The organism is Pseudomonas sp. GW822-FHT06B12 (assembly GCF_058799675.1).
Window position 1 is genome coordinate 136187 of record NZ_JBXALR010000003.1, and the last position, 19680, is coordinate 155866.

At 60.1% G+C, this 19680-nt stretch carries 13 protein-coding genes; 9 read left to right on the forward strand and 4 right to left on the reverse strand.

Features of this window, described 5'->3' with window-relative positions; translation table 11 throughout:
• Window positions 1-191: 191 nt before the first annotated feature.
• The 5 genes from AC1RKH_RS08055 (at window position 192) to AC1RKH_RS08075 (ending at window position 9966) form a co-directional block, all read left to right on the forward strand.
• Entirely contained in the window at window positions 192-1319 is a 1128-nt protein-coding gene (locus AC1RKH_RS08055; protein WP_493063654.1) for an efflux RND transporter periplasmic adaptor subunit, read from the forward strand.
• Window positions 1320-1332: 13 nt separating this feature from the next.
• On the forward strand, window positions 1333-4398 hold the full coding sequence (locus AC1RKH_RS08060) for an efflux RND transporter permease subunit (protein WP_493063653.1): 3066 nt from the start codon (window positions 1333-1335) through the stop codon (window positions 4396-4398).
• Window positions 4399-4403: 5 nt separating this feature from the next.
• Window positions 4404-7520: an efflux RND transporter permease subunit gene (locus tag AC1RKH_RS08065; RefSeq protein ID WP_493063652.1), complete on the forward strand. Its 3117-nt coding sequence runs from the start codon at window positions 4404-4406 to the stop codon at window positions 7518-7520.
• The gene (locus AC1RKH_RS08070) at window positions 7517-8980 is read left to right on the forward strand and encodes an efflux transporter outer membrane subunit (protein WP_493063651.1); all 1464 of its coding nucleotides are present in this window, start codon (window positions 7517-7519) and stop codon (window positions 8978-8980) included. The genes AC1RKH_RS08065 and AC1RKH_RS08070 overlap by 4 nt, the downstream gene beginning before the upstream one ends.
• A 71-nt stretch (window positions 8981-9051) precedes the next feature.
• Window positions 9052-9966: a DUF808 domain-containing protein gene (locus AC1RKH_RS08075; protein ID WP_493063650.1), complete on the forward strand. Its 915-nt coding sequence runs from the start codon at window positions 9052-9054 to the stop codon at window positions 9964-9966.
• Window positions 9967-10170: 204 nt separating this feature from the next.
• On the opposite strand, the gene AC1RKH_RS08080 is transcribed toward AC1RKH_RS08075, so the two are convergent.
• Both AC1RKH_RS08080 and AC1RKH_RS08085 read right to left on the reverse strand, forming a co-directional pair.
• Window positions 10171-10959: an MlaA family lipoprotein gene (locus AC1RKH_RS08080; protein ID WP_123423278.1), complete on the reverse strand. Its 789-nt coding sequence runs from the start codon at window positions 10957-10959 to the stop codon at window positions 10171-10173.
• Window positions 10952-12250: a serine/threonine protein kinase gene (locus AC1RKH_RS08085; RefSeq protein ID WP_123423277.1), complete on the reverse strand. Its 1299-nt coding sequence runs from the start codon at window positions 12248-12250 to the stop codon at window positions 10952-10954. Before AC1RKH_RS08085 ends, AC1RKH_RS08080 begins: the two co-directional genes overlap by 8 nt.
• A 223-nt stretch (window positions 12251-12473) precedes the next feature.
• Between AC1RKH_RS08085 and AC1RKH_RS08090 the strand changes: the two genes are divergently transcribed.
• Window positions 12474-12842: a hypothetical protein gene (locus tag AC1RKH_RS08090; protein WP_493063649.1), complete on the forward strand. Its 369-nt coding sequence runs from the start codon at window positions 12474-12476 to the stop codon at window positions 12840-12842.
• Between the two features lie 127 nt (window positions 12843-12969).
• Here the strand turns inward: AC1RKH_RS08090 and AC1RKH_RS08095 are convergent, their stop codons facing one another.
• A complete protein-coding gene (locus AC1RKH_RS08095; protein WP_493063648.1) occupies window positions 12970-14565 on the reverse strand; it encodes a glycoside hydrolase family 17 protein in 1596 nt (531 codons plus the stop codon).
• A gap of 288 nt (window positions 14566-14853) precedes the next feature.
• Here AC1RKH_RS08095 and AC1RKH_RS08100 point away from each other — a divergent pair, with 288 nt between their 5' ends.
• The 3 genes from AC1RKH_RS08100 to AC1RKH_RS08110 all read left to right on the forward strand — a co-directional run bounded on the left by AC1RKH_RS08100 (window position 14854) and on the right by AC1RKH_RS08110 (window position 17979).
• Complete coding sequence (locus AC1RKH_RS08100; RefSeq protein ID WP_493063647.1) at window positions 14854-15705, forward strand: glycine betaine ABC transporter substrate-binding protein; 852 nt, start codon at window positions 14854-14856, stop codon at window positions 15703-15705.
• 307 nt (window positions 15706-16012) lie between these two features.
• On the forward strand, window positions 16013-16324 hold the full coding sequence (locus AC1RKH_RS08105; protein ID WP_401115293.1) for a DUF485 domain-containing protein: 312 nt from the start codon (window positions 16013-16015) through the stop codon (window positions 16322-16324).
• Window positions 16321-17979 carry a cation acetate symporter gene (locus AC1RKH_RS08110; RefSeq protein WP_493063646.1) on the forward strand — a complete coding sequence of 553 codons (1659 nt, stop codon included), beginning with the start codon at window positions 16321-16323 and terminating at the stop codon, window positions 17977-17979. Before AC1RKH_RS08105 ends, AC1RKH_RS08110 begins: the two co-directional genes overlap by 4 nt.
• A gap of 334 nt (window positions 17980-18313) precedes the next feature.
• On the opposite strand, the gene gltA is transcribed toward AC1RKH_RS08110, so the two are convergent.
• A complete protein-coding gene (gltA, locus tag AC1RKH_RS08115; protein ID WP_090464061.1) occupies window positions 18314-19603 on the reverse strand; it encodes a citrate synthase in 1290 nt (429 codons plus the stop codon).
• Window positions 19604-19680 lie beyond the last annotated feature (77 nt).

Here is a 19680-nt window from a genome sequence, read left to right on the forward strand (position 1 = left end):
TGCTGCCGGCTGCCCCTCATCGTTTGAGCCTGTCTCGGGGCTGAACAAATGGCCGGATGGGCAAGTGAATGGCAGGCGCACTGCTAAAGTTCAAGTGAGCGATCAGGCCTTTTGGCCATTTCTTGTGTAAACGGCCCGGCATTCACTTCGCATCGCTGCGTTTGGTGTTCAGCCCGTTTGAGTGAGAAATCGTGGTGAAGAGCAGGCGAGGCAAATTTGCTCTGGTGATCGGGGCTGCGCTGCTGGTGTTGTTGGCCGCCGCCCTGTGGTTTTACCGCGAGAGTGGACAACACAAAGGCAAGCCTGCGCAGCTTGCCGAGCCGGTGGCGGTTGCGGCGGTGACTTTGCAGGATATACCGGTGTACATCGACGCCCTGGGGACGGTCACGCCCACCCGCAGTGTGACCGTGGTGACGCAGGTCAACGGTATTCTCGCCTCGGTCGAATTCGAGGAAGGCCAACAGGTGCGCAAGGGTCAGGTCATCGCGCGGATCGACGACCGGGCGTTGAAGGCGCAACTGGCCGTGGCCAGAGGCACGCTGGCTCACGATTCAGCGCTGTTGAGTAATGCCCAGCGCGATCTGGCGCGCTTTCGCGAACTGATCAAGGTCGGTTCCACCAGCCAGCAAACTCTCGACACCCAGGCGTCCCTGGTGCAGCAGCAACAAGGCACGGTCGCCGCCGATCAAGGCAGTGTGCAGAACCTCGAAGTCCAGTTGAGTTACTGCACCATCAGTTCACCGGTCGATGGCGTGGTGGGCTTGCGGCTGGTCGATCCGGGCAACTACGTGACCACCGCCAGTACCACGGGCATTGCAGTGATTACCCAGATGCGCCCGGCGACGGTGGTGTTCGCGGTGCCCGAGGATGATTTGGGCGCGATCCATCAAGCGATGGCCAAAGGCCCGGTGACGGTGCTCGCCTACGACCGCAACAAGCACAGCCTGCTGGGCACCGGCCTCATGCTGGCGCTGGATAATCAGGTGGATACCAGCACTGGCACGATCAAGGTCAAGGCGCAGTTCGACGATCCCGGCAATGCGTTGTTTCCCAATCAGTTCGTCAACGCCCGGCTCAAGGCCGACACCCTGAGTCAGGTGCCGGTGACGCCGACCACTGCGATTCAGCATGGCAGCAAGGGTGACTTCGTGTTTGTGGTCAACGGCGACAAGACCAGCCTGCGCAACATCAAGGCAGGTCCTTCGATGGGTGACGTCACGGCGATTCTCGAGAACGGCCTCAAGCCCGGCGAGCAGGTGATCACCGAGGGTGCCGACAAACTCGATGATGGCTCGCCAGTGAAGGTCGTCGCCCAATGAACAGCCACCAGCCATGAACGTCTCGCGGCCCTTTATCGAGCGGCCGGTCGCCACCACGCTGTTGATGGTGGCGGTGTTGCTGCTGGGGATGCTGGGTTATCACTTGCTGTCGGTGTCGGCGCTGCCCGAGGTTGATTACCCGACCATTCAGGTGTTTACCCAATACACCGGCGCCAGTCCGCAGGTGGTCAGTTCGTCGATCACCGCGCCACTGGAGCGACAGCTCGGCGAGATGCCGGGGCTCAAATCGATGAACTCCACCAGCTCCGACGGCGCCTCGGTGATTACCCTGCAATTTGATCTGGCGTTGTCGCTGGATATCGCCGAACAAGAGGTACAAGCCGCCATCAATGCTGCCGGGACGTTTCTGCCGACGAACCTGCCGTACCCGCCGGTGTATAGCAAGGTCAACCCGGCAGACGCCCCGGTGCTGACCCTTTCGTTGACTTCCGACGTGTTGCCCCTGACCAAGATCGAAGACCTTGCCGACACTCGACTGGCGCAGAAAATCTCGCAGATCAGCGGTGTCGGTCTGGTGACCATCAGCGGCGGTCAGCGCCCGGCGGTGCGGGTTCAGGCCAATACCTCGGCGCTGAACAATCTGGGCCTGTCATTGGAAGAGCTGCGCACGGCGCTGGGCAATGCCAACGTCAATCAGGCCAAAGGCAACATCGATGGCAAGTTCCAGGCGTACTCGATTGGCGGCAACGATCAGCTGCAATCGGCGGATGACTATCGCGACCTGGTGATTGCCTATAAAAACGGCGCGCCGATTCGTCTGGCGCAGATCGCCAGTTCCATTCAAGGGCCGGAGAATCCGCGTCAGGCGGCCTGGACCGACAGCACGCCCTCGATTCTGCTGAACATCCAGCGCCAGCCCGGGGCCAACGTGATCGATGTGGTCGACCGGGTTCAGCGATTGTTGCCCACGCTGCGCGCCAGCCTGCCCGGGACCCTGAAGGTCGCCGTGCTCACCGACCGCACCCAGACCATCCGCGCCTCGGTCACCGACGTGCAGTACGAACTGAGTGTGGCGGTGGTGTTGGTGGTGCTGGTGATATTTCTGTTCCTGCGTGAGATCCCGGCGACGGTGATTCCGGCAGTGACGGTGCCGCTGACCCTGATCGGTACGCTGGCGGTGGCCTACGCGTTGGGGTTCTCCCTGAACAACCTGACGCTGATGGCGCTGACCATCGCCATCGGTTTTGTGGTCGATGACGCCATCGTGATGATCGAAAACATCACGCGCTACATCGAGGCCGGAGAGCCGCCCATGCAGGCCGCGCTCAAGGGCTCGGAGCAAATCGGCTTCACCATCATTTCGCTGTCGGTGGCGCTGATTGCGGTGATGATCCCGCTGCTGTTCATGGGCGATGTAGTGGGCCGGTTGTTTCGCGAGTTCGCCATGACCGTGGCGGTGACCATCGTTATTTCTACGCTGATCTCGCTGACCCTGACGCCGATGATGTGCGCGCGAATGCTCAAGGCCCGGCAGCAGGAACGACGGATCGACTTCTTCGACCGGGTCAATGGCCACTACCTGCGCGGTCTGGACTGGGTACTGGAACACCAGCTGCTGACACTGATCTCGGTGGTATGCACTGCGTTGCTGACCCTGTTGATGATCGTGGTCATGCCCAAGGGGTTTTTTCCCGAACAGGACACCGGACTGATTCAGGGCATCTCCCAGGCCTCGCCGACCATTTCGTTCCAGCAGATGCAGGTCGAGCAGCAGCGGCTGGCAGCGAGAATTCTGCGTGATCCGGCGGTCGAGAGCCTGTCGTCCTTTGTCGGGATCGACCAGACCAACCCGACGATCAACCAGGGCAACCTGCTGATCAACCTCAAGCCCCGTGGTGTACGCGACAGTAGCGCGGCGGTGATCCGCAGGCTGTCGGATGCGAACAGCGATGACGCCGGCATTCGTCTGTACCTGCATGCAGTGCAGGACCTGACGCTGGATGCCACGGTGTCGACCACCAGCTATCGCCTCGGCCTGCAAGCCACCGATCCGCAGGTGCTGGCGCTGTGGACCGGCAAGCTGCTGACGGCGCTCAAGCACGACCCGATGTTCACCGATGTGCAAAGCCAGGCGTTGCAGTTCGGCAATCAGATCCAGTTGACCTTCGACCGCGCCACCGCCTCGCGCCTGGGCATCACGCCGCAAGCCATCGACGATGTGCTGTACGACGCATTCGGTCAGCGTCAGGTGTCGACCCTCTACACCCAGCTCAACCAGTATCACGTGGTGCTGGCCACCGATCATCCGCCGCACAATCTGGCCGATCTGCTCACCGGTTTGTACGTGAACATTCCGGGTGGCGGGGTGGCGCCGCTGTCGAGCATGGCGAGCATGCAGCTGGTGCGCACGCCGATCACCATCAACCGACTCGGGCAGTTTCCCTATGCTGACGTGTCGTTCAACCTCGCGCCCGGTCAGACCCTCGGCGCAGCGGTGAACCGGCTCAAGGACGTCGAGGCGCAACTCGGTTTGCCGTTGACTGTGCAAGCATCGCTGGAAGGCGCGGCGGCGACCTTTGAGGCGTCATTATCCAATCAGGTGTTTCTGGTGCTCGCGGCGATTGTCGTGGTGTACCTGATGCTGGGGATTCTCTACGAAAGCTTCGTGCACCCGGTGACGATTCTCTCGACCCTGCTGTCGGCGGCGTTAGGCGCGTTGCTGGCGCTGCTGATCACTGGCACGCAGTTCGACATCATTGGCCTGATCGGCATCGTGCTGCTGATCGGCATCGTCATGAAGAACGGCATCATGATGGTCGACTTCGCCCTGGAGCTGCAGCGCAAGGGCGGTTTGAGCCCACAGGCGGCGATTCGGCAGGCAGCCGAACTGCGTTTTCGGCCGATTCTGATGACCAGCATGGCCTCGCTGTTCGGTGCGGTACCGTTAGCGCTAGGCACCGGGATCGGCTCCGAGCTGCGGCATCCGCTGGGGATTGCGATCATCGGCGGGCTGCTGCTCAGCCAATTGCTGACGCTGTTCTCCACACCGGTGATTTTCCTCGCCATGCATCGGGTTGAACGCCGCTTCACTGGGCGACGTCCGGTCGTTGAGGGCTGAAGGCGATGAACCTCAGCGCGCCGTTCATCCAGCGCCCGATTGCCACCACCTTGCTGGCGGCGGGGCTGGCGCTGGCCGGTATCCTGGCATTCCTGTTGCTGCCGGTGGCGCCCTTGCCCGAGGTGGATTTTCCGACCATCAGCGTCCGTGCATCGCTGCCCGGAGCGGACCCGAGCACCGTCGCCAGTTCGGTGGCAACGCCGCTGGAGCGCCAGTTCGGACAGATCGCCGGCGTCACCCAGATGACCTCGTCCAGCACCTTGGGCGCGACCCGGATTAACCTGCAATTTGATTTGAACCGCGACATCAACGGTGCAGCGCGAGACGTGCAGGCGGCGATCAACGCGGCGCGAACCAACCTGCCGAGTGACCTGTCGGGCAACCCGACCTACCGCAAGGTCAACCCCGCCGATTCGCCGATTCTGGTCATCAGCCTGACCTCGGACAGCGCCACGCCGGGGCAAATGTACGATGTCGCCTCGACCCTGCTGCAGCAACGCCTGCTACAAACCAGAGGCGTTGGTGACGTCATCGTCGGTGGCGGCGCCTTGCCGGCGGTGCGCATCGAGCTGAACCCGGATCGGCTCAGCCACTACGGCGTCAGCCTGGAGCAGGTGCGGGCGGTGATCGCATCTTCGAATGCCAACTTGCCCAAGGGCTCTGTGGCCGTAGGGGCACAATCCCAGGGTATTGCGGCCAACGATATGCTCTACAGGATGGACGATTACGCGCCGCTGGTGGTCAAGCAGCACAACGGCGATGTGGTGCGCATTTCCGACCTTGGTTACGTACGCGAAGACGTCGAGGATTTGCGCAACTTCGGCCTGTCCAACGGCAAGTCAGCGGTGCTGCTGGTGGTGTTCAAGCAGCCAGGGGCGAACGTCATCAGTGCCGTGGATGCGGTGAAAGCCGAACTGCCGTTCCTGCAAAGTTCGATTCCGGCAAGCATCAGACTCAATATCCTGATGGACCGCACCACCACCATTCGTGCGTCGTTGCACGATGTCGAGTTGTCGTTGATCGCCTCGATTGTGCTGGTGACACTGGTGACGTTCGGGTTCTTTCGCGATTGGCGCAGCACCCTGGTGCCGGCGATTGCGGTGCCGTTGTCGCTGCTGGGCACCTTTGGGGCGATGTATTTCCTCAGGTACAGCCTGAACAACCTGTCGCTGATGGCGCTGACTATATCCACCGGGTTTGTGGTGGACGATGCGATCGTGGTGGTCGAGAACATCATGCGTCACCTGGAGAACGGTGAGAGTCGTCTGCACGCAGCGCTGGTGGGCGCGCAGGAGGTTGGTTTCACCGTACTGACCATCAGCGTGTCGCTGGTGGCGGTGTTCATTCCGTTACTGCTGATGGGCGGGATTGTCGGGCGGCTGTTTCGCGAGTTTTCGATCACCTTGTCGGTGGCGATCATGATTTCCATGCTGATCTCGCTGACAGTCACGCCGATGCTGTCCAGCGTATTGCTGCGCACTCAGGAGCAGGCGGCGAAGGACAGCGATCAACCCGATTCGCGATTTCACCGGTTTTACGACCGTACCCTCGGCTGGGTCATCAATCACTCGATGCTGATGGGCCTGCTCACGTTGTTGGTGATCGTGTTTGCCGGCGTGTTGTATGTGCTGGTGCCCAAGGGCTTTTTCCCACAGGAAGACACCGGGCGTTTGTCCGGCAGCATTGTGGCGCCACAAAGCGTTTCCTATGCGGCGATGCAACGCAGTTTCGGGGAGATCAACCAGAAGGTACTGGGTAACCCGAACGTGCTGACGGTTGGTGGTTTTGTCGGCGGTGGTGGGGGCGGAGGCGGGGCGATCAACACGGCGCAGTTGTTCATTGCCCTCAAGCCGCTGGCCGAGCGCCGGGACAGCGCCGATCAGGTGATCGCGCAAGTCCGCCACACCCTCGGCGAGATGCCGGGCACGCGCCTGTATTTGCAGTCGTCCCAGGACATCACCGTCGGTGGTCGCCAGAGTGGCGCGCAGTACCAGTACACGATGACCGCCGATGACCAGAGCGCGCTGGATGAATGGGTGCCCAAGGTGCTGGCGGTGTTGCATGCGTTGCCGCAACTGACCGACCTCAACACCGATCAGCAGGACAACAGTCTGCTGGCCAACGTGAAGATCAATCGCGATGCGGCGGCTCGGCTCGGGGTCAGCATTTCGGCGATCGACCAGACGCTTTACGACGCCTTCGGTCAGCGCCAGGTCTCGACCATTTACCGCGCCGCCAACCAGTACCACGTGGTGATGGAAGTGGCGCCGCCCTATTGGACCGATCCGGCAACACTCACCTCGATCTATGTGCCGGTAGGCACGGTCGCGGTCAGCAAGGGCCGGAACGTCGCGCCGAACCTGAGCGCCAGCGCCAATCCGCAGCTGGTGCCGTTGTCGGCGCTCGCCGATTATTCGGTGGATCGCACGGCCATTTCCATTAGTCACCAAGGCACTTTTCCGGCGGTAACGGCGTCGTTCAACCTGTCGTCCGGTGTGTCCATCGGCCAGGCCACGGCATTGGTGGACAATGCCGTGGCACAGCTGCGAATGCCCGCCAGCGTGGTCGGGCAATTCGCCGGTACGGCTCAGGTGTTCCAGTCGTCGGTGGCCAGCGAGCCGTTGCTGATCTGCGCAGCGCTGTTGTCGGTGTATATCGTGTTGGGCATCCTCTACGAAAACCTGACACACCCGCTGACCATCCTCTCGACCTTGCCGTCAGCCGGCGTAGGCGCGCTGATTGCCTTGTTGTTGACCGGCACCGAGCTGTCGATCATTGCACTGGTGGGGGTGATTTTGTTGATCGGCCTCGTCAAGAAGAACGCGATCATGATGATCGACTTTGCGATCAGCGAGCGCCGGGAGCAGGGGCTCAATGCCAAGGACGCGATTCGTCGTGCGTGCCTGATCCGCTTCCGGCCGATCATGATGACGACGCTGGCGGCGATTCTCGGCGCATTGCCGCTGGTGCTCGGCAGCGGCTATGGCTCGGAGCTGCGTCGGCCACTGGGTATTTCGATTATTGGCGGGCTGGTGTTCAGCCAGATGCTGACGCTTTACACCACCCCGGTGATCTATCTCTGGCTCGATCGGGCGTCAAGGCGCCTGGGGAGACGTGAATGAGCAGTGAACGCATATCCGCCGTAGCAGCTGGCGTCATGCTTTGTGTTGCGCTGGGTGGCTGCATGGTCGGCCCTGACTATCAAAAGCCGGCCATCGAATTGCCAATGAGCTTCAAGGAAAGTGCGCAATGGCAGCGTGCGCAGGCCAATCCGCAGGGGGCGCTGAACAGTCAGTGGTGGCTTTCATACCAGGACCCGATCCTCAATGATCTGATTGCGCGTTCAGCCAGGGTCAACCAATCGATCATTGCTGCGGAAGCGGCCTATCGTCTGGCTCAGGCCCAGGTGGCGTCGAGCCGGGCCGGGTTGTGGCCGACGGTGGGCGTCGGATTGTCCGGATCGCGGGGTGTTGGCGCAAATAGCAGTAGCAGCACGGGGACGACTACCTCATCGGGCAGCAGCTCTGGCGGTGTCGTGCAAACGGTCAGCGCCACCTTGAGCGCCAGTTGGGAGCCGGATCTGTGGGGCCTGGTGCGGCGCGGGATCGAGTCGAGTCAGGCGTCGGCCCAGGCGTCCGACGCACTGCTGGCAGGCGTGCGGCTGTCCATCAGCGCCAGTGTTGCGAGTAACTACCTGGGCTTGCGCCAACTGGATATTGACGTCGGCTTGCTGCAACAGCAGCAGGCGATCAATCAACAGTTGCTGACGATGATCCAGGTTCAGACCGTGCAAGGCACCGCGACCAACGATCAATTGCTGGTCGCCCAGGATCAACTGACCAGCGTGGTCGCTGCCTTGCAAACCGCACAGCGCTCGCGTGAGCAGTTTGAGCATGCGCTGGCGGTGTTGGTGGGGGTGGCGCCGGCGCAATTCAATCTGCCACCCACCGCGAACTATCGCTTCGTGCTGCCCATGCCGCCGCTGAGCCTGCCGTCGAGTCTGTTGCAGCGCCGTCCCGATGTGGTGTCTGCCGAGCGTGCGGCAGCGGCGGCGAATGCGAAGATCGGCGTGGCCGAGGCGGCGTTTTTCCCCACTTTGGATCTGACCGGTCAGGTCGGCTATCGCGGTACGGCGCTGGGTGGCCTGTTCAGCGTGCCAAACCGGGTCTGGACCCTCGGCCCGGCGCTGGCCGAAACCATTTTCGAGGGCGGTGCCCGGGAAGCCGCGGTGCAGCAGGCCCGGGCCAGTTACGATCAGGATGTCGCGAACTATCGCGGCACGGTGCTCGGCGCATTGCAGAACGTTGAAGACAACCTCTCGGCGATCAATCACCTGCACGCCCAGGCCCAGGCCTTCGAGCAGATCTACCAGCGCAACCGGCAATTGTTTGGCAGCCAGGAGGCGCAAAAACGCGCGGGCACCGTCAGTCAGCAAACCGTGCTGACTCAGCAGTTGGTCCTGCTGCAAGCCGAGCAGAGCCTGCGCGATACCCAGGGCCTGCTGAGTCAGGGTAGCGTTGCGTTGTTCCAGAGCCTGGGCGGAGGCTGGCACGAGCCATCCGGTCCTCAAGCCGAACGCTGAGGTGTCTCGCTTCCCTCGCGCCGAGCGCGTTATGCTCCGCGCACTTTTATTTGTGTAGGGAAGCTTGATCCATGGCTGGAAGCAGTTTGCTGGTGTTGATCGACGATATCGCTGCGGTACTCGACGATGTCGCGCTGATGACCAAGATGGCCGCGAAGAAGACCGCCGGCGTGCTCGGCGACGATCTGGCGCTCAACGCCCAGCAGGTATCCGGTGTGCGCGCCGAGCGGGAAATCCCGGTGGTCTGGGCCGTGGCCAAGGGCTCGTTTCGCAACAAGCTGATCCTGGTGCCGTCGGCGTTGGCCATCAGTGCATTCATCCCCTGGCTGGTGACGCCATTGCTGATGGTCGGTGGCGCGTATTTGTGTTTCGAAGGCTTCGAAAAGCTCGCGCACACATTCCTTCACAGCAAGGCTGAAGATCAGGCGGAACAAGCGCAATTGGTCGAAGCCGTAGCTGATCCGGCGACTGATCTGGTGGCGTACGAGCAGGACAAGATCAAAGGCGCGGTGCGCACCGACTTCATCCTTTCGGCTGAAATCATCGCCATCACCCTGGGCACCGTGGCCGGTGCAACGCTGATGCAACAAGTGATTGTGGTTTCAGGCATCGCTATCGTCATGACCGTCGGCGTTTATGGCCTGGTGGCGGGCATCGTCAAGCTCGACGACCTTGGCCTGTGGCTGACCCAAAAGCCCGGGCAAATGGCCAAAAGCGTCGGCGGCGCCATTCTGCGCGCCGCACCGTACATGATGAAAAGCCTCTCGGTGATTGGTACGGCGGCGATGTTCCTGGTGGGCGGCGGGATCCTGACCCACGGCGTGCCGGTGGTGCATCACTGGATCGAAGGCGTGAGCGCAGGTGCCGGTGGTGCCGGGTTTATCGTGCCGACGTTGCTCAACGCTGTGGCGGGGATTATTGCCGGCGCGATGGTATTGGCGGGCGTCATGGTCGTCAGCAAGGTCTGGAAAGCAGTCAAAGGCTGAAGCCTGGACACTTCCCACAGGCAACAAATATCGAGTGTGGGAGCGAGCTTGCTCGCGATGAGGCCAGTACATTCAACATTGATGTTGACTGTCAGACCGCTATCGCGAGCAAGCTCGCTCCCACAGTGGATTTGTGGTGTTTGAGATACCTATGAAAAAGGCCATTCGATCCGTTCGAATGGCGGTTTTTTGTTGCTGATGAAGTTACTCGGCGATCTGCAACTTGCGTGCTTCGGTGTACACGTAACGCACTTTCTCGTATTCGAACGGCGAGTTCAGCTGGCCGTAGCGGAAGTTGGTCTGGTAGCGCTTGTCGATGCCGCGCAGGACCCAGATTTCCGGGTGGTTTGCGCTGACTTTCGACACGTTCAGGTAGTTGATCGCCGACTCCGCCGTATAGTCGACCGCAAGACCGGCGGTATCGCGCAGGTTTGATGGGCCGAGGATTGGCAGCATGAGGTAGGCGCCGCCCGGAACCCCGTAGAAGCCCAGTGTCTGGCCGAAGTCTTCGACCTGGCGCGGCAGGCCCATGGCGGTGGCCGGGTCCCACAGGCCACCGATGCCGATGGTGGTGTTGAGCAGCAAGCGCCCGGTGGTTTGCATCGAGCGCTGGCCCTTGAACTGCAGCAAGCTGTTGACCAGGTTGGGCACGTCACCCAGGTTGTTGAAGAAGTTGCTGACACCGGTGCGCAGGAAACTTGGAGTGATGTAGCGATAACCGTCGACCACCGGCAGGAACACCCACTGATCGAAGCGATAGTTGAAGTGGTAGACCCGACGGTTCCACGACTCCAATGGGTCATAGACGCTCAGCGCACTCAGGGTCGAGCGTTCGAACTCGCGCTGGTCCAGCCCCGGGTTGAACTTGAGTTTGGTCATGGGCTCGGTGAAGCCGTCCTGATCGACTACGGTCGTGCTGTTGGCCTTGCTGTTGTCGGCATTGGCATAACCTGCGCAGAGCAACGCGGCGAGAAGCAGAAAATGTTTAGCCACGGAAGAACTCCAGCATGGCGTCGGCGTTGACGCGGTAGTTGAGGTTGCCGCAATGGCCGCCGTGAGGGTAAACGGTCAGGCGATCGCCGAAGGTTTTACGCAGGAAGCCGAGGTCGCCAGGGCCGAGGATTACGTCGTCGGCATTGTGCATCACGGCGATTTTCGGGCTGTCGTGCAGGTAGTCCTTGAGCGCGTAGAGGCTGACCTGGTCGATCAACTGCAAGATGCTGCCGCCGTCGGTGCGGGCGCGCCACATCGGGATCACCTGCTCGGTGAGGTAACAGTCGAAATCACATTGCAGCGCACGCTTGAGGAATGGCGTGAGGCTGGTGCCTTCGGTGATCGGGAACTTGGGCGGGGTAATCAGGCCGCGACGGTTGATCAGGTCCGAGGTGAAGGCAATGTCGGCCGCCGAGAAGCGAAACGAGGTGCCGATCAGCATGGCCATCTGTTCGTTGGTCAGGTGCTGTTTCGATTGCTGGAAGTCATAGACCAGCGCGTCGTTAAGGTCGATGTAGCCTTTCTGCTGGAAGTAGCGCGTCAGCTTGTTGAGCACCAGTTCATAGAAAGTGGTGCTGTTGTTGATGCCCTTGACCTCGGTTTGTACCAGCTTGTCGAGGTTGGTGACGGAGGTGTAGAGGTTGACCGGCGGGTTGAGCAGCAAGACTTTCTTGAAGTTGAAACTGCGTCGGGTTTCATCCAGCTTGCTGACAAACGCCGCATCCAGTCCGCCCAGGCTGTAGCCGGTGAGGTAGTAGTCGGTGATCGGCAGCTTCGGGTTTTGCGCACGAACCGCTTGCATCACGCGATACATGTCCTCGGCGTCTTCCTTGGACACGCCGGGTGTGGCGAAGCGCGAGGCGGCGCTCATGAAGTCGAAACTGGTCGGTGAGGACAGTTGAACGACGTGATAACCGGCCTTGTAGTAGAGCTTTTTCAGGTATTCGTTAATGCTGCTGTCGAAGCGTGCGCCGGTGCCGGCAATCAGGAAAATCAGCGGTGCGGCGTGATCCTGTGTGGCCATGCGATAGGTGAGTTTTTTTACTGCCCAGAAATTGTCCGGCAGGTTGAACTCGCGCTCCGGGCGCAGCGTCAGGGTGTAATCCGATTGGTGGATCTGGTCATTGGACGGCAACTCGGGACGCAACTCCGGCGGGGTCGTGGCAATGGTTGCCTCGAACGGGTTGGTCAAGGGGTAGCCATAGCTGACGGCGTCGATGTCTGCCGCCAGCGCGGACGCACTCAAGATAAGGCCGCCAAACAAGGCAGCAAAGCGCAAGGAACGGAGCATGACTAAATCCCTTAGAGGAAGGTGCCTGATTAGGTTCGCAGGCTATGACCATCGGGAATGCGCCTAAGTGCCATGGGGCGGCACCAAAGAGGCTGAATTCGGATCAATAGCGGCTGAACGATACACTTTGCAGCGATTGGCTGAACAGATTTCTAATGGTCTTGCTTGCTTACCGCTGGCGGGCGATTAAGCTGGGCGCCGTTTTCGTTTATCGGAGTGCTTCATGTCTCGCCGTCTGCCCGTGATTATTTTGCTTATCGCCTTGCCGCTGTGGCTGGCCGCCAGTTATGGCCTGCGTTATGTCCTGATGGAGGATGCGCAGTGGGTCGGTCTTTGTGTCGATGAGGCGAGCCGTTGGGAATGCCAGGCACGTTCGACCCTGGGCTTGATGATTCACTTCAAGGTGATGGGGTGGGCTGCATTGGCGGCGGCGGTGTTGGGCTTTGTCGTGCCGGGACGGGCCGGCTGGTGGCTGGCGGTGCTGGCGCTGGTGTTCGGATTTCCTGCGTTGGCGTTGTACAACACCGGCATTGCGGTATTTGCCGTGGTGATCGCGGGGTTGCGGTTGGTCCGGGCGCCGCGAGCTACCTGATAGACCGTCATCGCGAGCAAGCTCGCTCCCACATTGGATCATCTGTGTACACAAATTATGTGAACGACCGAGATCAAGAGTGGGAGCGAGCTTGCTCGCGATAGCACCGACAGGTGCTCTATACAAATTAAGTGTTGCGCGCCCGCAAGCTGCGCCACAGCGCGGTAATCATCAGCAGGCAAACCAGTGCCCAGCCCCAGGCTTGCTGGTTGAACAGGCCTTCGCGATACAGCTGCGGGGCAATGCTGGCGCCGATGATGAAGGTCAGCAGTGCGATTTCCCGACGCGGTGCGCTGACCGGGCGAATCAGATAGACCAGCGCCGGCAGCAGCAGGGCGGCGCTCGGGAAGCTGCGATAACGCGGTTCGAACACCAGCGCCAGCATCATCACTGCACAAGCGAACCCCGCAGCAGCAAGCAGCCAGCCAGCGCGACGTTCCAGCGCATTGAAGGCGCGCTCACGCCAACCGGTTCTGGCACTGAGGAACAACGCCGCGTGGGCCAGTACCAAAAAGTTCAGACCCGTCAGTAACGCGGCCGAGACCCACTCATCGGCAAAACGGCTGGTGACGCGAGCCAGTTCACCCCAGGTGCCAATGGAGCACGCAGCGACCGCGCCGAGCAGTGGCAATACCAACGCCGCGCGAGTACTGCGTACACGGCCGCCAAGCATCAGCGTACCGAGGAAAATCAGAGTACCGACGGCCAGCCATTGCGGCCAGAACGGCAGGTTGGTAACGGGGCCTGCCAGCACGCCCTTGTCCTGACGGTTTGCATCGAACAGCCCCCAGTAACCGCCGACCGCACCTTCACTGGCACGTTTCCACGGCTGGTCAAAGGCTTCGATCAGGTTGTAATGCCAGCCTTGCTGCTCGGCCATTGCCACAAAACCACGAATGAACTTGGCTTCATTGACCCGGCTCGGTACCGCAGTTTCTCGTTGGCGACCTTCGCTCGGCCAGCCGGTCTCGCCAATCAGCACGTCCTTGGGCGCGAAGCGACTGCCGAAGATCTGCCGAACCTCGGCGACGTGCTGGAGGGCGGCGTCGATGTTGGAGGGATCATCTTCCCAGTACGGCAGCAAATGGATGGTCAGGAAGTCCACCGCCGGGGCGACCTCGGGATGCTTGAGCCAGAACTCCCAGACGTCGGCGTAGGTCACCGGCTGTTTGACGTGACTCTTGACGTAGTTGATCAGCTTGGCCAATTGCGCGCCGGTGACTTCCTTGCGCAGCAGGGTTTCGTTGCCGACGATCACCGCGCTGATCACATCCGGGTTGGCGTTGGCCTCGGCGATCAGCAGTTCGACTTCCTTGGCGGTGTCCACTGGATTGCTGTTCACCCAAGCGCCGATCATCAGTTTCAAGCCATGTTTGCGCGCCAGATCTGGCAGTGCTTCCAGGCCGGTCATCGAATAGGTGCGAATGCACTCGAAACGGGTTGCCAGCAACGCGAGGTCGGCGTCCATGCGCTCGGGGCGCAGTTTGAACGGTTGATCGAACGGCGATTGGTCTTTATCGAACGGTGTGTACGAGGCGCATTGCAATTTGTGCGTGGCGCTGGCCACGTCCGGCAGCACCACCGGTTGGCCGAGCCCGTACCAGTAACCACCAAGGGCAAACAGGCCAAGCAGGCAGGCAAATAGATAAGCGACGAAAGGGAAACGCGAGGTGGCGGGCATGGTCAGGCCGTCTGGGAACAAAGCCGCGCATCTTACCTGCATTTGTCCCGAGCTTGGTGACCTGCATGATTTTGACATGCAAAGTTCGGGCGGGTATTGCCGGGGTATTTTTACAGGTCGCGGTTACTGGCGTTCTGATGTCGTTTCTCGTTGTGTTGAGGTCGCAGACAGAGCAGGTCGCCTTGGGCGTGAGGTTGATTATCGAGGCATCAGTACTCCGCTGATGTTCGAACGAGTTTGCAGTGAGGCGTGATGGGGGCGCTGTGCACCATAACAATACGTTGACGCTGCTCGGCATCCGTCGGGCGCAGCACTTTCGGGGAAGTAACGATGAAGATGCGACGACTCTTGGGCGCAGGTGCGGCTTTGGTACTGGCGATCAGTTCTACTGTGGCCAGCGCCGAAGGCAAGGCAGTGACTATCGGTTATGTTGACGGTTGGTCGGACAGCGTCGCCACGACCAACGTGGCGGCTGAAGTGATCAAGCAGAAACTCGGTTATGACGTGAAGCTGCAAGCCGTGGCCACCGGGATCATGTGGCAGGGTGTGGCTACCGGCAAACTCGATGCGATGCTGTCAGCCTGGCTGCCAGTGACTCATGGCGAATACTGGGCGAAGAACAAGGATCTGGTCGTCGATTACGGCCCGAACTTCAAGGACGCGAAAATCGGTCTGATCGTACCGGAGTACGTCAAGGCCAAGACCATCGACGATCTTAAAACCGACGAAAGCTTCAAAGGCCGGATCGTCGGCATCGACGCCGGTTCAGGCGTGATGCTCAAGACCGATCAGGCGATCAAGGACTACGGTCTGAGCAACTACACCCTCAAGGCCAGTTCCGGTGCCGGCATGATTGCCGAGCTGACCCGTGCCGAGAAGAAAAACGAATCCATCGCTGTCACCGGTTGGGTGCCGCACTGGATGTTCGCCAAGTGGAAACTGCGCTTCCTGGAAGACCCGAAAGGCGTTTATGGCGCGGCTGAAACCGTGAACAGCATCGGTAGCAAAGAACTGGCAACCAAAGCGCCGGAAGTCGCGAAGTTCCTGAAGAACTTCCAGTGGGCGTCAAAAGACGAAATCGGCGAAGTCATGTTGGCCATTCAGGACGGTGCCAAACCTGAAGTGGCAGCCAAGGACTGGGTGACCAAACACCCTGCGCGCGTCGCTGACTGGACTAAATAAACCCGGATAACGCTTCATCCCTGTGGGAGCGAGCCTGCTCGCGATGGCGGTGTAACAGTTGACAGATATGTTGACTGATACGGCGCCATCGCGAGCAGGCTCGCTCCCACATTTGTTTCAGGTTGATCCCCGCTCCACAGGGTTTGTGGCTGATTCAAAGGCCATTTCCAATTCTTTCGGCTGTTTAGGGTCCGAAAATTGGCGAAATGGTCAGGTCGTTCTAATACTAAGGTCGTCTGGAACCTGTTCCGCAGCCGCATAGAGTGGATACGTTCCAACAATAATCTGTGCTGCGAGGATAAAAACAATGAACGACAGCATTTACCTCTCGATTCAAAACAGCCCGCGCTTCAAGGAGCTGGTTCGTAAAAGGGAAAGGTTCGCCTGGATTCTTTCGGCGATCATGCTTGGGCTGTACTCCGGATTCATTCTTCTGATTGCTTATGGGCCGCATCTGCTGGGGGCGAAGATCAGCCCCGGGTCATCGATTACCTGGGGCATCCCGATTGGGGTAGGGCTGATTGTTTCGGCCTTCGTCCTGACAGCCATCTACGTACGACGCGCCAATGGCGAGTTCGACGACCTGAACAATGCGATTCTCAAGGAGGCTCAGCAATGATCCGGCGTCTATTGGCAGCGTTAGGCATTGCAGCCTTCGCACCGGCAGTTTGGGCTGCCGAGGCGCTCACCGGCGCAGTGCACAAACAACCGCTCAACGTTTCGGCGATCCTGATGTTCGTGGTGTTTGTCGGCGCAACGCTGTGCATCACTTACTGGGCTTCCAAGCACAACAAGTCGGCGGCCGACTACTATGCGGCAGGCGGCAAGATCACCGGTTTGCAGAACGGTCTGGCGATTGCCGGTGACTACATGTCGGCGGCGTCCTTCCTGGGGATTTCCGCGCTGGTGTTCGCGTCTGGCTACGATGGTCTGATTTATTCGATCGGCTTCCTGGTGGGCTGGCCGATCATTCTGTTTTTGATCGCCGAGCGTCTGCGTAACCTGGGTAAGTACACGTTTGCCGACGTGGCGTCCTACCGCCTTGGGCAAACCCAGATTCGCACGCTGTCGGCCTGCGGTTCGCTGGTGGTGGTGGCGTTCTACCTGATCGCGCAAATGGTCGGTGCCGGCAAGCTGATCCAGCTGCTGTTCGGTCTTGATTACTATGTTGCGGTGATTCTGGTGGGGATCCTGATGTGCCTCTATGTGTTGTTCGGCGGCATGCTGGCGACCACCTGGGTGCAGATCATTAAGGCTGTGCTGTTGTTGTCCGGTGCGTCGTTCATGGCGCTGATGGTGATGAAGCACGTCAACTTCGACTTCAACACGCTGTTCTCCGAGGCGATCAAGGTTCACCCCAAAGGTGAAGCGATCATGAGCCCGGGCGGTCTGGTGAAAGACCCGATCTCGGCATTCTCCCTTGGTCTGGCATTGATGTTCGGTACCGCTGGCCTGCCGCATATCCTGATGCGTTTCTTCACCGTGAGTGACGCTAAAGAAGCTCGCAAGAGCGTGCTGTATGCCACCGGCTTCATCGGCTACTTCTACATCCTGACGTTCATTATCGGCTTCGGCGCGATCCTGCTGGTCAGCACCAACCCGGCCTTCAAGGACGCTACAGGGGCGCTGTTGGGCGGCAACAACATGGCGGCGGTGCACCTGGCCAATGCGGTGGGCGGCAGTATCTTCCTTGGCTTCATCTCGGCGGTGGCCTTCGCCACCATTCTGGCGGTGGTTGCCGGTCTGACCCTGGCCGGGGCCACGGCGGTGTCTCACGACCTGTACGCCAGCGTGATCAAGAAGGGCAAGGCCAACGAGAAAGATGAGATCCGTGTTTCGAAGATCACCACCATCGCCTTGGGCGTGTTGGCGATTGTTCTGGGCATTCTGTTCGAAAGCCAGAACATCGCGTTCATGGTGGGTCTGGCGTTCTCGATCGCTGCCAGCTGCAACTTCCCGGTGCTGCTGCTTTCCATGTACTGGAAGAAGCTGACCACTCGTGGTGCGATGGTTGGTGGCTGGATGGGGCTGGTCAGTGCGGTGGGCCTGATGGTGCTGGGTCCAACCATTTGGGTACAGATCATGGGGCACGAGAAGGCGATCTTCCCGTATGAGTACCCGGCGCTGTTCTCGATGGCCATTGCCTTTGTCGGGATCTGGTTCTTCTCCATCACTGACAAGTCCGCTGCGGCTGACAATGAGCGGGCGCTGTTCTTCCCGCAGTTCGTTCGCTCGCAGACCGGGTTGGGGGCGAGTGGGGCGGTGTCGCACTAACGTACAGACATGTATGAGCTTCTATATATAAGCTGCGTTAAATAGAAATGCCCCGATCGAGAGATCGGGGCATTTTTGTTTGGGCAGGGTTTGAGGGGGTGTTGTCCGGTCGAATGCCATCGTCGGATCGCCGCCCGGAGCAAGCTCGCTCCCACAGGGATTGTGTGAACACCGGAGATCCACTGTGGGAGCGAGCTTGCTCGCGATGGCGGCAGGCCAGTCACTACAGTATTTAAGGGGGGAGGACGGGGCGGCACAAACAAAAACGGCCTCTGCTCCTGTAAGAGGCAGAGGCCGTTTCCGGTGCAGCCAAGACGTTATCGCAAGACAGGTCTTACTTGCGGTCTTCCAGTTTGGTGATGTCACGCGACTCGTAGCCGGTGTACAGCTGGCGCGGGCGGCCAATCTTGTACGGGCTGGAGAGCATTTCTTTCCAGTGGGAGATCCAGCCGACGGTCCGCGCCAGGGCGAAGATCACGGTGAACATGCTGGTTGGAATGCCGATCGCCTTGAGGATGATCCCCGAGTAGAAGTCGACGTTCGGGTACAGCGAGCGCTCGATGAAGTACGGGTCGGTCAGGGCGATCTCTTCCAGGCGCATGGCCAGTTCGAGTTGCGGATCGTTCTGGATGCCCAGTTCCTTGAGCACTTCGTCGCAGGTCTTTTTCATGACGGTAGCGCGTGGGTCGCGGTTTTTGTAAACCCGGTGACCGAAGCCCATCAGTTTGAACGGATCGTTCTTGTCCTTGGCCTTGGCGATGAACTTGTCGATGTTCGAGACATCGCCAATTTCGTCGAGCATGGTCAGCACTGCTTCGTTGGCGCCGCCGTGAGCCGGGCCCCAGAGTGCAGCGATACCGGCAGCGATACAGGCGAACGGGTTGGCACCCGACGAGCCTGCCAGGCGTACGGTGGAGGTCGATGCGTTCTGCTCGTGGTCGGCATGGAGGATGAAGATCCGGTCCATGGCCTTGGCGAGTACCGGGCTGATCGGTTTGATCTCGCACGGGGTGTTGAACATCATGTGCAGGAAGTTTTCCGCGTACGACAGGTCGTTGCGCGGGTACATCATGGGTTGACCCATGGAGTACTTGTAAACCATCGCTGCCAGGGTCGGCATCTTGGCAACCAGACGGATCGCGGAAATTTCGCGATGCTGCGGGTTATTGATGTCCAGGGAGTCGTGGTAGAAGGCCGAAAGGGCGCCGACTACACCGCACATGACGGCCATTGGGTGGGCGTCGCGACGGAAGCCGTTGAAGAAGGTCTTCAGTTGCTCATGAACCATGGTGTGGTTCTTGACGGTGCTGACGAACTGGGCCTTCTGCTCTGCGGTCGGCAATTCGCCGTTGAGCAGCAGGTAGCAGGTTTCCAGATAGTCCGACTTCTCGGCGAGTTGCTCGATCGGGTAACCGCGGTGCAACAAAATGCCGTTGTCGCCGTCGATATAGGTAATCTTCGACTCGCAAGAGGCGGTCGACATGAAACCCGGGTCAAAAGTGAAACGGCCCGTGGCCGTCAGGCCCCGAACGTCGATTACATCGGGACCAACGGTGCCGGTTAAAATGGGCAGCTCGACGGGGGCTGCGCCCTCGATGATCAACTGCGCTTTTTTGTCAGCCATGTGGCCTCCTATTTATGCTTGAAATCATCAGACAGACCCCCCACGCAGGGCCCGCACCACTATAGTGAGATAAATTC